The sequence below is a fragment of the Blautia sp. HCN-1074 genome, from assembly GCF_037890165.1.
Taxonomy (GTDB): Bacteria; Bacillota; Clostridia; order Lachnospirales; family Lachnospiraceae; genus Blautia_A.
In genome coordinates this window covers 34,161-47,979 of the sequence record NZ_JBBKBP010000022.1, presented here as the reverse complement: position 1 = coordinate 47,979, position 13,819 = coordinate 34,161, and the positions used below count along the sequence as shown (strand labels likewise).

General features: G+C 41.7%; 11 protein-coding genes, 1 tRNA gene and 1 pseudogene. 12 read left to right on the top strand and 1 reads right to left on the bottom strand.

The genetic code is table 11. The features are described 5' to 3' along the window. Positions 1–143: 143 nt before the first annotated feature. From tenpIN to WKT11_RS15710, 12 genes are all read left to right on the top strand, one after another. The gene (tenpIN, locus tag WKT11_RS15765) at positions 144–410 is read left to right on the top strand and encodes a type III toxin-antitoxin system TenpIN family toxin (RefSeq protein ID WP_147417420.1); all 267 of its coding nucleotides are present in this window, start codon (positions 144–146) and stop codon (positions 408–410) included. Positions 411–543: 133 nt separating this feature from the next. Continuing rightward, on the top strand, positions 544–1,254 hold the full coding sequence (gene tsaA, locus WKT11_RS15760) for a tRNA (N6-threonylcarbamoyladenosine(37)-N6)-methyltransferase TrmO (protein ID WP_340285198.1): 711 nt from the start codon (positions 544–546) through the stop codon (positions 1,252–1,254). Between the two features lie 145 nt (positions 1,255–1,399). Continuing rightward, entirely contained in the window at positions 1,400–2,719 is a 1,320-nt protein-coding gene (locus WKT11_RS15755; RefSeq protein WP_117844721.1) for an aspartate kinase, read from the top strand. A gap of 308 nt (positions 2,720–3,027) precedes the next feature. Then, positions 3,028–5,385 (top strand): ATP-dependent DNA helicase, encoded by a 2,358-nt coding sequence (locus WKT11_RS15750; protein WP_118516725.1) that lies wholly within the window; start codon positions 3,028–3,030, stop codon positions 5,383–5,385. A gap of 282 nt (positions 5,386–5,667) precedes the next feature. After that, positions 5,668–7,152 carry a serine hydrolase gene (locus tag WKT11_RS15745; protein ID WP_117844717.1) on the top strand — a complete coding sequence of 495 codons (1,485 nt, stop codon included), beginning with the start codon at positions 5,668–5,670 and terminating at the stop codon, positions 7,150–7,152. Between the two features lie 231 nt (positions 7,153–7,383). Continuing rightward, positions 7,384–8,658 carry a sn-glycerol-1-phosphate dehydrogenase gene (locus tag WKT11_RS15740; RefSeq protein WP_117676502.1) on the top strand — a complete coding sequence of 425 codons (1,275 nt, stop codon included), beginning with the start codon at positions 7,384–7,386 and terminating at the stop codon, positions 8,656–8,658. Between the two features lie 2 nt (positions 8,659–8,660). Continuing rightward, positions 8,661–9,137: a 2-C-methyl-D-erythritol 2,4-cyclodiphosphate synthase gene (ispF, locus tag WKT11_RS15735; RefSeq protein WP_117676501.1), complete on the top strand. Its 477-nt coding sequence runs from the start codon at positions 8,661–8,663 to the stop codon at positions 9,135–9,137. Positions 9,138–9,271: 134 nt separating this feature from the next. After that, positions 9,272–10,681 (top strand): cysteine--tRNA ligase, encoded by a 1,410-nt coding sequence (gene cysS / locus WKT11_RS15730; protein WP_117844715.1) that lies wholly within the window; start codon positions 9,272–9,274, stop codon positions 10,679–10,681. Further along, on the top strand, positions 10,666–11,145 hold the full coding sequence (locus tag WKT11_RS15725; protein ID WP_117676499.1) for a Mini-ribonuclease 3: 480 nt from the start codon (positions 10,666–10,668) through the stop codon (positions 11,143–11,145). Before cysS ends, WKT11_RS15725 begins: the two co-directional genes overlap by 16 nt. Further along, positions 11,142–11,879 carry a 23S rRNA (guanosine(2251)-2'-O)-methyltransferase RlmB gene (rlmB, locus tag WKT11_RS15720; protein WP_117676498.1) on the top strand — a complete coding sequence of 246 codons (738 nt, stop codon included), beginning with the start codon at positions 11,142–11,144 and terminating at the stop codon, positions 11,877–11,879. The genes WKT11_RS15725 and rlmB overlap by 4 nt, the downstream gene beginning before the upstream one ends. 134 nt (positions 11,880–12,013) lie before the next feature. Then, positions 12,014–12,613: an RNA polymerase sporulation sigma factor SigH gene (sigH, locus tag WKT11_RS15715; RefSeq protein WP_117676497.1), complete on the top strand. Its 600-nt coding sequence runs from the start codon at positions 12,014–12,016 to the stop codon at positions 12,611–12,613. Between the two features lie 121 nt (positions 12,614–12,734). Next, a tRNA-Thr gene (locus WKT11_RS15710) sits at positions 12,735–12,806 on the top strand. A 665-nt stretch (positions 12,807–13,471) separates the two neighbouring features. On the opposite strand, the pseudogene WKT11_RS15705 reads toward WKT11_RS15710, so the two are convergent. After that, positions 13,472–13,771 (bottom strand): annotated as a pseudogene (locus tag WKT11_RS15705) (Uma2 family endonuclease); the annotation flags it as partial. Positions 13,772–13,819 lie beyond the last annotated feature (48 nt).

The following is a 13,819-nucleotide window of genomic DNA, read 5'->3' as shown; positions in this document are numbered from 1 at the left end:
CTCATCGGTAAAATAAATATAACCGAGAGATGAGATGAGTGACGGTTCTGACTCATCGGTAAAATAAAATATGACCAAGCGAAGAGTATAACGAGAGGGAGTTCATTTTCCCTCTCGTTTATATGTATATAAGGAGAAGAAAATTGGAAATTGACTATGCTGTTTATAGCCTTTCAGATGAATTTTACGAGAAATATCCGAATCCGCCATATAAAGAACTTTTAAAGAAAAAGGAAAGAAGATATGCTTGTTTACTTATTCAAAGTCATTATGGATATTTTATATGCATTCCATATAGAACAGAGATTTCCCATAAATATGCATATCACTTTCGCAAATCGTCTCGTTCGCAAAAACATAGATCAGGACTTGATTATACTAAAATTGCTATTATAAAAGATATTTCGTAACTATTCAGCAGTCTACTATCCCGCGAGGTGTTTTGGCATGAACATGCCAAAATCCCGCAAGCAGGATTCTTTCTTGTGGATTTTGACTCGTAACTGTGAAGGTACTGAACAGTTACAAAAGGAGAATAATACAATGGTTCCAATCGCACATATAGAAAATAATTTTCCAACCAAATTCGGTATTCCCAGGCAGAGTGGCCGTGTAGGGGCACTTAAAGCGAGAATTGTATTCGAGCCGGAATATCGCAATGTGGATGCCTGCCGTGGTCTGGAGGAGTTTAGTCATATCTGGCTGATCTGGGAGTTTTCGGAGGCAAAGAGGACAAAGTGGTCACCGACTGTCCGCCCGCCCAGACTTGGGGGAAATGTGAGAAAAGGAGTTTTTGCCACAAGATCTCCCTTCCGTCCCAATTCCATAGGATTATCCTGTGTGAAGCTTGAGAAAGTAGCTCTGGATGAGCCGGACAGCCCTGTACTTTATGTAGAAGGTGCAGATCTGATGAATGGAACACCGATTTTCGATATTAAACCGTACATTCCTTATGCGGATTGCCATCCGGAAGCAACAGGAAGTTTTACCGAATATTCCAAAGATCATCATCTGAATGTAGAATTTCCCAAGGAGCTTCTGGAAAGAATACCCGGGGAAAGCAGAGAGGCTCTGATCGCAGTGCTTGCAGATGATCCCCGTCCTGCTTATCAGAATGATCCGGAACGGTCTTACGGAATGCCTTTTGGAGAGAAGGATATTCATTTTCGGGTGGATGGAGATATCCTTCGTGTTTATAATGTGACAGAATTTGTAAAAAAACAGCAGGAATCTTCGGCAGATTGTGGAAAATAACCATTTTCGGATATTTCTGTAAGAAAGGCTTGCAAAATTGGCGTTTATTCAATACAATATTAAACAGACTTTATGTTGGTAGAGTGACAAAGACTGATGGGAGATCGGTCTGAAAATATTTAGTGACATATGAGGAGCAGGAAAAATGAAGAAAATTGTTAAATTCGGAGGAAGTTCTCTGGCAAATGCAGAACAGTTTCAGAAAGTAGGGGAGATCATCAGAAGTGATGAGAGCAGACGTTATGTGGTTCCGTCCGCTCCCGGAAAGAGATTTGACGGAGATACAAAGGTTACAGATTTACTTTATAAATGTTATAATACTGCAGTTGAAGGGGAAGATTTCATCCCGATTCTGCAGGAGATCAAGGGAAGATATTATGAGATTATCCGCGGACTGAACCTTGATCTTTCTCTGGAAGATGAATTTGCTCAGATCGAAGCTGATTTCAAGGCACAGGCAGGCACAGACTATGCAGCATCCAGAGGAGAATTTCTCAATGGTAAGGTGATGGCAGCATATCTGGGTTATGAATTTGTTGATGCAGCAGATGTGATCCGTTTTGATAAGAACGGAAATCTGGACGCCGAGAAGACAGACAGACTTCTGTCCAAAAAGCTGGCAAAATGTGAACATGCCGTTATCCCTGGATTTTATGGCGCTGGTGAAGATGGAAAAGTTAAAACTTTCTCCAGAGGAGGTTCTGATGTAACCGGTTCTCTTGTGGCAAAGGCTATTAAGGCAGACCTCTATGAAAACTGGACAGATGTTTCCGGTTTCCTGGTAACAGACCCACGTATTGTTAAAAATCCGGAAGTGATTGAGAGCATTACCTACAGAGAACTCAGAGAGCTTTCTTATATGGGTGCAACTGTTCTTCATGAAGATGCGATCTTCCCGGTTCGTAAAGAGGGAATTCCGATCAATATCAAAAACACAAACAGACCGGAAGACAAGGGTACTTTTATTGTTGAGAGCACATGCAAGAAACCGAAATTTACAATCACAGGTATTGCAGGTAAGAAGGGATTCTGTTCTATCAATATTGAGAAATCCATGATGAACAGTGAGGTTGGTTTCGGACGTAAGGTACTTCAGGTATTCGAAGATCAGGGAATCAGCTTTGAGCATGTTCCATCAGGAATCGATACAATGACTGTATATGTACATCAGGATGAATTCGAAGAAAAGGAACAGCAGGTAATTGCCGGAATTCATCGTGCAGTACAGCCGGATTTCGTAGAAATGGAATCTGACCTTGCACTGATCGCTGTTGTAGGACGTGGTATGAAATCCACCAGAGGTACAGCAGGAAGAATCTTCTCAGCACTTGCCCATGCAAATGTAAATGTTAAGATGATCGACCAGGGATCCAGTGAACTGAACATCATTATTGGTGTTGAGAACAGAGATTTCGAAACTGCTGTAAAAGCAATCTATGATATTTTTGTACTTACTCAGATGTAATTCCTATTATATAGAATCGTGGAGCTAAGGTTCATGTATCAATAAGATTATTTCAGGAATCAGCTTGTCAGTACATCGGAAGATTAAGATAGATAAAAGATAAAGAAAATAACAGGCCGTCAGGAATCTGTATAAAGATTTCTGGCGGCTTTTTCGTTTCATGTGTTGAGAAGATGTGCTATAATCGTGTATTATCTTTAAAAGACCTTGCATTTGATGAATCGATAAGTTGAATGGTGAATGAAAATAGATTTTAGAGATTATTAAGAACGGAGTGAACAGTAACTCTTAAGATATAGGGGGCAGACATGGATAAGCCGGTGGTTCGTATTTCGGTCAGAAATCTGGTGGAATTTATATTAAGAAGCGGTGACCTTGATAACCGCAGAGGCTCTGCGGATAAAGAAGCGATGCTGAAAGGCAGCAGACTTCACAGGAAGATACAAAGTCAGATGGGAAGTCATTACAGGGCAGAAGTTTCTCTTAAATATACGACGGAATATGATGATGTAAGTATCGTGGTAGAAGGCAGAGCTGACGGGATATTCACAGAGGACGAGCAATATTTCATTGACGAGATCAAAGGTGTCTATGCAGATGTCAGCCAGCTTGAGAAACCAGTGGAAGTACATCGTGCCCAGGCCATGTGCTATGCCTGGATCTATGCCAGAGAACAGCAATTAGAGAAAATCGGTGTTCAGATGACATACGGAAATCTGGATACAGAGGAACTCAAGTATTTCAGAGAAGAATTTACTTTGGAGGAACTTAAAGACTGGTATCAGGAACTTCTGGACAGATATCATAAATGGATTTCGTATCAGCTGGCATGGAAAAAAGAGCGGAATGAATCCATGGAAGGTCTGGAGTTTCCGTTTGAATACAGAGAAGGTCAGCGAAAGATCGTATCCAGTGTGTATCATACGATATCAGCAGAACGGCAGATTTTTATACAGGCGCCTACGGGGGTAGGGAAAACCATGTCCACGATTTTTCCGGCGGTAAGAGCAGTTGGTGCCGGACTGGGAGAAAACATTTTCTACCTGACAGCAAAAACGATCACCAGAACAGTGGCAGAAGAAGCGTTTTTAATATTAAAGGAACATGGACTGAAGTTTAAAGTGATCACTATCACTGCGAAGGAAAAACTATGTTTCTGTGACAAAACAGAATGCAATCCGGAGAATTGTCTCTGGGCGAGAGGACATCTGGACAGAATTAATGATGCAGTCTATGAATTGTGGACGACACAGGACTGCTATGGCAGAGAGAGGATTCTTGAGTATGCAAAGAAATGGCAGGTATGTCCGTTTGAGCTATGTCTTGATCTCGCAATATGGGTGGATGCGGTAATCTGCGATTATAATTATGTATTTGATCCAAATGTGTATCTGAAGAGATTTTTTGGCGAAGGTACCTCGGGAGGATATATTTTTCTGATTGATGAAGCCCATAATCTGGTGGACAGAGGCAGAGAAATGTACAGTGCTTTTGTGGATAGAGCGGATGTTCTGGAAGCAAAGAAGCTGGCCGCGGATTACAGTAAGGGACTTGTACGTGCGCTAGGAAAAGTAAACCGTCAGTTGCTGGCGTTGGAGAAAGACTGTGGAGATTATGAGATTTTACAGAATCCCGGACCGGTTTCTCTGAGTATGCTACAGGTGATGGGAGAGATGGACAAGCTTCTGGAAGAACTTCACGGAAAAGAGCTTCCGGAACAGCTCCTGAATTTTTATTTTTGCGTCAGAGATTTTCTGAATATAGATGAGCTGTTGGATGAGAATTATGTGATTTATACAGAAATCGGAACGCAGGGAAAAGTAATACTGCGGCTTTTCTGCGTAAATCCTGCGGCGAATATCGGAAGATGTCTGGAAAAGGGGAAGAGCGCGGTTTTCTTTTCGGCGACGCTTCTTCCTATGGACTATTACCGTACACTTTTAAGCACCAGAAAAGATGATTATGGCATTTATGTTCCATCACCTTTTAAGCAGGAAAAACGATGTATTCTTACGGGACGTGATGTGAGCAGCCGTTATACCAGAAGAGGTTATGAAGAATATCATAAAATTGCGTCATATATTGCAAGAACAGTATGGGCGAGAAAAGGAAACTATATGGTATTTTTTCCTTCTTATAAATTTATGGAAGATGTGCTGGAGGTGTATGAGAATGAGTTTTCAGTGGACTGGGTACGATGCATCTCTCAGACATCAGGGATGCATGAACAGGAAAAAGAGGAATTTATCGAAGAATTTTCTACATCAGAAGGGACACTGGTTGGATTTTGTGTGATGGGTGGTGTTTTTTCGGAAGGTATTGATCTGATGGGGGAGAAACTGATCGGGGCGGTTATAGTAGGAACAGGTTTGCCCCAGATTGGGACAGAACGGGAAATACTCAGGCAGTATTATGATAAAAAAGGCGCAGATGGATTTGATTATGCATACAGATATCCCGGAATGAATAAAGTGTTGCAGTCAGCAGGACGTGTGATAAGAACCCAGGAGGATACAGGAATCATACTTTTGCTGGATGAGCGCTTTGCTGATCATAACTATCGCAATCTTTTCCCGGCAGAATGGTCTGACCGCAGAAACTGTACTCTGAATACGGTGGAACAGCAGCTTGGAGAATTCTGGAACAGGGTTTGTATGGATAAATAAAAAGCTGACCAGAGTCAGAATATGATATGATTTCCATTAAACAAACAAGGTATATAACCAGAATATCCCGAGACATACGGTGTTACTGAGAATGAAGTAAACAGTAACTATGCTGGATAGGTTGTTACTGGAAAAAAGACAAAAATGTTGCTATCCTGAAAAAAACAATATATACTTTGCTTACTATAAGAAAGAGATGTAACAATTCTGTCAGCTGTTATCTGACGATGGCAGTGAACAGTTACGAAGAGATATGGAAAGCAACTGTAAAAGGAGTTTTACATGAAAAAAAATAAACGAACGACGAAAACTTTTATCCTGGCAGGAACTCTGGCAGGGGCTGTTGTAATGACAACGACTTTGCCTGACACTGCTTTGGCTGCACAGCAAAGTATGTCTTCTGTTACGGAACAGGCACAGATTCAGCCGATAGGTGATGGAAGTAATAAGTATATCATGAAGAGTGACGGATTTTACTGTCTGGATGTAAATGGAGCGAAAAGCAATCAGGCAGAGATTCATTATTTTCAGGACTATGAAATTGATGGAACGGTATTTGACGGATATTATTACCATGATGCAGATGGAAAATTTAAAGCATGCAGCCCGCATATGGAACGTTTGAAAGGTGTTACAGTATTTAAAAATACAGAGGCTGAGGAGACAACTGATGCGCAGAAAACACAGGAAACAGACAAATTTGATGGCTTCTATTTTGTAAATAATCTTGGACGACTATCGGCAGCCCCGCAGGTAAGGTATATAGATAACCTGGCGATAGACGGAATCACGTTAAATGGTTATTATTACTTTGATGAAAATGGCAGAATGGTAACAGAGCCGGGAATCCATTCGCTTGAGATGGACTGCTATGAAATGAATTTTGACGGAAACTATTATTTCGGCGGTGCGAACGGAGCTTTGGTGCAGGAGAATACAGTGACAACAGACGGATTCATAGTGGATGACACAGGTAAAGTCATAAATCTGGATGATCTGGGAATCGATAACCTCAAACCACAACTTGAAAATCTGCTGTCAGGATATCAGGGAACATGGAGCGTATATGTCAAAGATCTCAACGAGGATAAAGAGTTTCTGATTAACGATACGCCGTTATATTCTGCAAGCCTTATCAAGCCATTTGTCATGGCAAAGACTTACCAGGATATGGAACAGGTAAGAACGGATGAAGCGAAGAAATTAAATACAACGGATATGAAAACCGTAGATGTGAAATTAAATGATCTGTTGTGGAATATGATCACTGTCAGCGACAACGAATCCTGTAATGAACTGGTGAAACTTCAGACAGATGCACTCGATTTCAAAAAAGGTGCAGAGGACATCAATAAATATCTGGAAAAAGAGGGATATACAGAAACAAGTGTACAGCATACACTCCACCCGGCAACCTCCGCGCAGGAAAGTCTTGGCGGCAGAAATATGACTTCTGTAAAAGACTGCGGAGCTCTGCTTGAGAGCATTTTCAAGGGAGAGTGCGTCAGCAAAGAAGCATCAGAGGAAATGCTTAATCTTCTGTCGAATCAGGAAAATACCTGGAAAATCCCGGAAGGACTTCCTGACGGAATAAAATCAGCAAATAAAACCGGAGAGACAGATCAGGACCAGCATGATATTGCAATCATTTACGGAGAAAAGACAACATACATATTGTGTATCATGTCCGAAAACTGCCCGGAAGGTACAGCAGTAACAAATATCCGGAATATTTCAAAGATTGTTTACAATTACCTGAATCTGTAAGGGCATTGTGTGCGGCGAATGATTGATTTTTACTGGAAAATCATGTATAATACCATGGAACTATGTCATGTACGATGAAACTTAACAGCAGTGGCGGGCAGAGAGGAATCGGTATCCCCCACTGACACGTGACAAGCCACAGTCATCTATGTGATTGTATGTCATATTCTGTGAAATTACCGACTGTGGATTGAAACAAACAATTGTATAAAGTCAGGAGGAAGAATTTAAATGCGAGTTGATGCGGACGATTTTGCCCGACCTTGCAGCTGCGGCAGGGAACACCAGATTGCAGTGAAAGAGATTTTGATAGAAGCCGGAGCAGTAGAGAAGCTTGAAGAAGAGATGTCAGAGGGGATGCTGAAAGAATATATATCTCCGTTGGTTATCTGCGACACCAATACCTATGCGGCAACAGAAGAAATCATGGAGGATATCTATGACAGATGCCAGGTATTAGTTCTGGACGCAGAGGGGCTTTTGGCTGACCGGAAAGCGATAAGAATTGTGGAGAACAACATGGAGGAAGATATTGACCTGATCCTCGCAGTAGGGGCAGGAACGATTCACGACATCAGCCGCTATGTTGCACACAAATACAAAGTACCTTTCATTTCAGTGCCTACCGCAGCAAGTGGAGATGGATTTGTAACAACAGTGGCTGCCATGAACCTGGACGGCGTGAAGAAAACAGTACCGTCAATTGCGCCTATCTGTGTATATGCAGATACAGATATTTTTTCAAAAGCTCCCCGGCGTCTTACAGATGCGGGAATTTCAGATCTGATGGGAAAATATATCTGTCTTGCAGACTGGAAAATCGCAAATTTGGTTACCGGAGAATATTTTTGCCGGGAAACTGTAAGACTGGAAGAAAAAGCCTTAAAGACGGTCAGATCTTCCATACAGGATATTGCAGAGGGTGAGGAAGATGAATGTGAACAGCTGATGTATGCATTGATCCTTTCCGGGCTTGCGATGCAGATGATCGGGAATTCAAGACCGGCATCCTGTGCAGAGCACCAGGTGACACATCTGTGGGATATGGAAGTGATCAATGGCCCGCTGGATGCACTTCATGGGGAGAAAGTCTCTGTAGCAACACTTCTTGTACTGGAGGAGTACAAGCGCATTGCCACAGCTATCACACAGGGACGATGTCACGCAAAACCGTATGAGAATGAAGACGAGAAACTTCTGGAGGAAACCTTTGGAAGTAAAGGATTTCTGGAAGAGATAAAGAAAGAAAATGAACCGGAACTTCTGAAATCCATTTCACCGGAGCATCTGGAGAATTGCCTGGGTGGAATCGCGGAGATCATAGATGAGCTTCCGAGCGAACAGGATATGTTCCACATGCTGGAGAAGGCTGGATGTGCAAAGACGGTTTATGATATCGGACTTGATGAAGCAGCTGTTTTACCAAGTCTCAGACTTGCACCTTATACAAGAAGACGATTAAGCTTATTAAGACTCAGCAAAATGCTGGAAATCAAAGGAGAATGATTATGCGCATTGGAATGGGATATGATGTACACAGACTAACCGAAAACAGAGATTTGATCCTTGGAGGAGTAAAGATTGACTGGGAGAAAGGTCTTCTGGGACATTCAGATGCCGATGTGCTGATCCATGCGGTGATGGATGCACTTTTAGGAGCAGCTGCGCTGGGAGACATCGGAAAACATTTTCCGGATACAGATCCTGCATATAAAGGAATTTCCAGTATTCTGCTGCTGGAACACGTAACGAAGCTATTGAAAGAACATCATTATGAGATTGGAAATATAGATGCAACGATCATTGCGCAGAAACCGAAAATGGCACCTCATATTCCACAGATGAGGGCAAATATGGCGAAAGCAATGGGAATTGATGAGTCTCAGCTGAATATTAAGGCTACTACAGAAGAGAAACTGGGATTTACAGGAAGAGAAGAAGGAATTGCATCTCAGGCAATATGTCTTCTTAATGAAGTAAAGTAATTGGTAATTCATATAATAAGATTTTATAAAAAATCGTTACTGTACACACGCCACTATTCCGCGAAGCGTGTTACGGAACAGTAACAAAAACTCTATAGAATGATAAAACATAGGGAAAACTGGAGGAATAGAGAATGAAACTTTTTAATACACTGACACGCAGAAAAGAAGAATTTGTACCTCTTGAAGAGGGAAAGGTTCGCATGTATGTCTGCGGTCCGACTGTTTACAATCTGATCCATATCGGAAATGCCCGTCCAATGATCATCTTCGATACTGTACGCCGTTACATGGAGTACAAGGGATATGAAGTAAACTTTGTTTCTAACTTTACAGACGTAGATGATAAGATCATCAAGAAAGCAATCGAGGAAGGCGTAAGTGCTCAGGAGATTTCTGAACGTTATATTTCAGAGTGCAGGAAAGATATGGATGGCATGAATGTAAAACCTGCTACTACAAATCCACAGGCAACGCAGGAAATCGGTGGAATGATCAGCATGATCCAGACTCTGGTTGATAAAGGATATGCATATCCGGCAGCAGACGGTACTGTTTATTTCAGAGTTAAGAAATTCAAAGAATACGGAAAACTTTCTCACAAAAATCTGGATGATCTGCAGTCTGGTTTCCGCTCTCTGCAGGTATCAGGAGAAGACCAGAAAGAAGATCCGCTGGATTTCGTTCTCTGGAAACCGAAAAAAGAGGGAGAGCCATCCTGGCCATCCCCATGGTGTGATGGACGTCCTGGCTGGCATATTGAATGCTCTGTTATGGCAAAGAAATATCTCGGAGATGAGATTGATATTCATGCAGGCGGTGAGGACCTGATCTTCCCACATCATGAAAATGAAATTGCACAGAGTGAATGCTGCAACGATAAGATTTTTGCAAAATACTGGATGCACAATGCATTCTTAAACATTGATAACAGAAAAATGTCCAAGTCTCTTGGAAACTTCCGTACTGTACGTGAGATCAGCGAGCAGTATGATCTTCAGGTACTTCGTTTCTTCATGCTGAATGCACATTACAGAAGCCCGCTGAACTTCAGCGCAGATCTGATGGAAGCTGCAAAGAATGCGTTAGAGCGTATCACAGATGCAGCTGCAAACTTAAAAGACAGAAAAGCAGCAGCACAGACAGAGGCTGCGACAGATGCAGAGAAAGAACTCCTTGCACAGTCTCAGGAGTTTGTTAAGAAATTCGAAGAAGCAATGGATGATGACTTCAACACTGCGGACGCACTGGCTGCAATCTTTGAACTGGTTAAATTTGCCAATACAAATGTATCCGAAGAAAGCTCCTCAGAATTCGCCGGAGTACTGCTTGATACAATGGTAAAATTATGCGATGTACTTGGTCTGAAAGCAGAGAAGAAAGAAGAAATTCTTGATAAAGAAATCGAAGACCTGATTGCAGAACGCCAGGAAGCAAGAAAAGCAAAGAACTTTGCGAGAGCAGATGAGATCAGAGATGAGCTTCTGGCTAAGGGAATTATCCTTAAAGATACCCGTGAGGGAGTAAAATGGAAACGAGCTTAAACGGTATGGCAGAAATAAATGAGTTTGATAAGCATGATATTGCTGGTTTAAAAGGATTGCTTCATCAGGTATTTCATCTGAAAGATAATGATATGAGGTCTTACTCACCCTTGACTTTAGCTTATATCGGAGACGGTGTTTACGAACTGGTGATCCGCACGATTCTTGTGAAAAAAGGAAACTGTCCGGTAAATCAGCTGCACAGAAAGGCAAGCAGTCTGGTTAAAGCAGGCACACAGTCTTCTATGATGGAAGTGATCGAACCAATGCTTACGCAAGAGGAGCACAGCGTTTATAAAAGAGGCAGAAATGCGCACTCCCCGACAATGGCAAAGCACGCAACAATGGCAGATTATCGCAGAGCAACCGGGTTTGAAGCTCTGATGGGATATTTATATTTAAAAGATGATTTTGGCAGGATCATAGAATTGGTCCGTGCTGGAATCGGAGAGGATCAGATATGAGTGAACAGATAGAAGGACGCAATGCAGTCCTGGAAGCTTTTCGTTCCGGTAAATGTGTAGATAAGCTGTTTATCCTGGATGGATGCCAGGATGGACCAGTCCGCACTATTGCCAGAGAGGCGAGAAAAAAAGATACGATTATCAATTATGTGGCAAAAGAGCGTCTGGATCAGTTAAGTGAGACAGGTGCACATCAAGGCGTAATCGCCCAGGTAGCTGCTTATGAATATGCAAGCGTAGAAGATATCCTTGCAAAAGCAAAGGAAAAAGGGGAAGATCCATTTATCTTTATTCTGGATAATATTGAAGATCCTCATAATCTCGGTGCAATCATCCGTACTGCAAACCTGGCAGGAGCACATGGCGTGATCATTCCGAAGAGACGTGCAGTAGGACTGACCTCTACAGTTGCCAAGACTTCAGCAGGTGCATTAAACTATACACCTGTTGCAAAAGTGACAAATCTGGGACATACCATTGATGAGCTGAAAGAGCAGGGTGTGTGGTTTGTATGCGCAGATATGGGTGGAGAAACTATGTATAACCTGAATCTTACAGGTCCGATCGGAGTTGTGATCGGTAACGAAGGTGAGGGAGTAAGCAGACTGATTCGCGAGAAATGTGATTTTGTAGCATCTATTCCGATGAAGGGGGATATTGATTCCTTGAATGCATCAGTAGCAGCAGGCGTACTCGGCTATGAGATCGTACGTCAGAGAATGCAGAAGAAATAAGTGCCATATTTACATTAGTTATTAGAGGGTTATGTGGTTAATCTGTTTTGGTGTAAATAGCGTATTGGTTGTGCAGCAGAATAGAATTGTTTCAGTTAATAGCAAGATTTATGGAAAACGGAAGGTTTAAATTGATGAAACAGTATGACGGAATCAAGGATGAAGAATTAATCTTTCGCTTTAAAAACGGAGAGTCAGAGATTCTCGACTATCTTATGGAAAAATACAAGAACATGGTCCGCAAGAAAGCAAGGACCATGTTCCTGATAGGCGGGGAGAATGATGATCTGATACAGGAAGGTATGATCGGACTGTTTAAGGCAGTCCGCGACTACCAGCCGGACAAAGATGCCACATTTCAGACTTTTGCGAGCATATGCGTGGACAGACAGATTTACAATGCAATCCAGAGTTCTAACAGGCAGAAACATCAGCCGCTTAACTCATATGTCTCTCTCAGTGAGCAGGGCGGAGAGAACGAAGAACATCTTGGTGATACCTGGGTAGAAAATCCGGAATCGATCATCATCGACCAGGAAAACGTTGAGAATCTGGAACAAGAGATCACTACCACATTAAGCCCAATGGAGAATCAGGTACTGGAATACTATCTGGCAGGAAACGGCTACGGAGAGATTGCCGAACTTATGGGAAAAACACCAAAATCTATAGACAACGCACTCCGCAGAATCCGCACCAAAATAAAAGAACAACTGGAACAGCTCCGTAAATAAAAAATACAGAATTTTAACCGAAGGTAATTTTTATAAAAATAAAAAAGTTAAAAAATAGGGATTGACAATACGGTTAAGTTCTGGTAACATATCCAAATGTGAGCGGTAAATCCGACACGATGCTGATGTGGCTCAGAGGTAGAGCACTTCCTTGGTAAGGAAGGGGTCACGGGTTCAATTCCCGTCATCAGCTTTTTTTAATGCTTGAAAATAAAGGATTTCTTGAACCTCGGTACCTCAAAAGTAATCAAAACCTGACTTTTGCAGGTAAATTAACAAAAAACACCCGTCAAACCCAATAATTACAGGGCCTTGCCCTAACAATAAGAAGAAAGCCCAAGAAGCTGCAACTTCAAGGGCTTTCATTCTTTTTGTTATAAACACTTTAATACCTTTTGCCTACTGGCATTATAGCATATGCAGATCATGAAATCAATATGCAGATGAGTCTGAAAAAATAAAAAAGAGTAAAATAGTTACTGTTCACACACCACCACTATCCCGCGAGGTGTTTTGGCATAAATATGCCAAAATCCCGAGACATACAAGCCAAAATTCCATTGCCGCAGGCAATCTGGAATGAATTTTGGCTACGTTACTGAGAACGGAGTGAACAGTAACGTAAACTATCACTATCCCGTTGGTTTATTCCTTATTTCCCAAAATGGCTCAGTTGATAGGTTTATTCTCTTTAATAATCTGCACCCGTGACTATTGCTATTTATCTGCCTCACAAGTGTCGAAGACCCGTGTTCCTCTGGAAACAGAGATTGATTTCTGAGAGAATTACCATCAAGTATAAGAAGAATCGGAGCAAAAGCATTCTACCAGTGTACATCCATTAAGATGCTGAAGATTATTACAACCGTTATCATCAAGCTTATTTTTATCACAGATTACAGAAATATCCGGTTCTACGTAGGTATTACTTGCTTCGTCAAGATGTACTGCGAATGGTGCAGGAATCACTTCACAAGATCCCTTGTGTTGTTTTATATAATTACGGATAGAAGCGGAGAGTTCCATAACAATTTTCTGGTGTTTATAGGTTGGCGGTGCCATGTAATAGATATGCCCGTCAATAAGCTCGGCTCTTTCTCCGTCTGGCAGAGCATAGATATCTTCAATGGTATAAGATTCTTCTTTAGATAAAGCCATACGATCACGCTCCTTTTGGGCTATATTATAATGGATTCAGATAGAATA

What these genes read in the sequence shown, in the direction of transcription:
- tsaA (WP_340285198.1), top strand. Translation starts at nt 544, where the DNA reads ATGGTTCCAATCGCACATATAGAAAATAATTTTCCAACCAAATTCGGT.
- WKT11_RS15755 (WP_117844721.1), top strand. Translation starts at nt 1,400, where the DNA reads ATGAAGAAAATTGTTAAATTCGGAGGAAGTTCTCTGGCAAATGCAGAA.
- WKT11_RS15750 (WP_118516725.1), top strand. Translation starts at nt 3,028, where the DNA reads ATGGATAAGCCGGTGGTTCGTATTTCGGTCAGAAATCTGGTGGAATTT.
- WKT11_RS15745 (WP_117844717.1), top strand. Translation starts at nt 5,668, where the DNA reads ATGAAAAAAAATAAACGAACGACGAAAACTTTTATCCTGGCAGGAACT.
- WKT11_RS15740 (WP_117676502.1), top strand. Translation starts at nt 7,384, where the DNA reads ATGCGAGTTGATGCGGACGATTTTGCCCGACCTTGCAGCTGCGGCAGG.
- ispF (WP_117676501.1), top strand. Translation starts at nt 8,661, where the DNA reads ATGCGCATTGGAATGGGATATGATGTACACAGACTAACCGAAAACAGA.
- cysS (WP_117844715.1), top strand. Translation starts at nt 9,272, where the DNA reads ATGAAACTTTTTAATACACTGACACGCAGAAAAGAAGAATTTGTACCT.
- WKT11_RS15725 (WP_117676499.1), top strand. Translation starts at nt 10,666, where the DNA reads ATGGAAACGAGCTTAAACGGTATGGCAGAAATAAATGAGTTTGATAAG.
- rlmB (WP_117676498.1), top strand. Translation starts at nt 11,142, where the DNA reads ATGAGTGAACAGATAGAAGGACGCAATGCAGTCCTGGAAGCTTTTCGT.
- sigH (WP_117676497.1), top strand. Translation starts at nt 12,014, where the DNA reads ATGAAACAGTATGACGGAATCAAGGATGAAGAATTAATCTTTCGCTTT.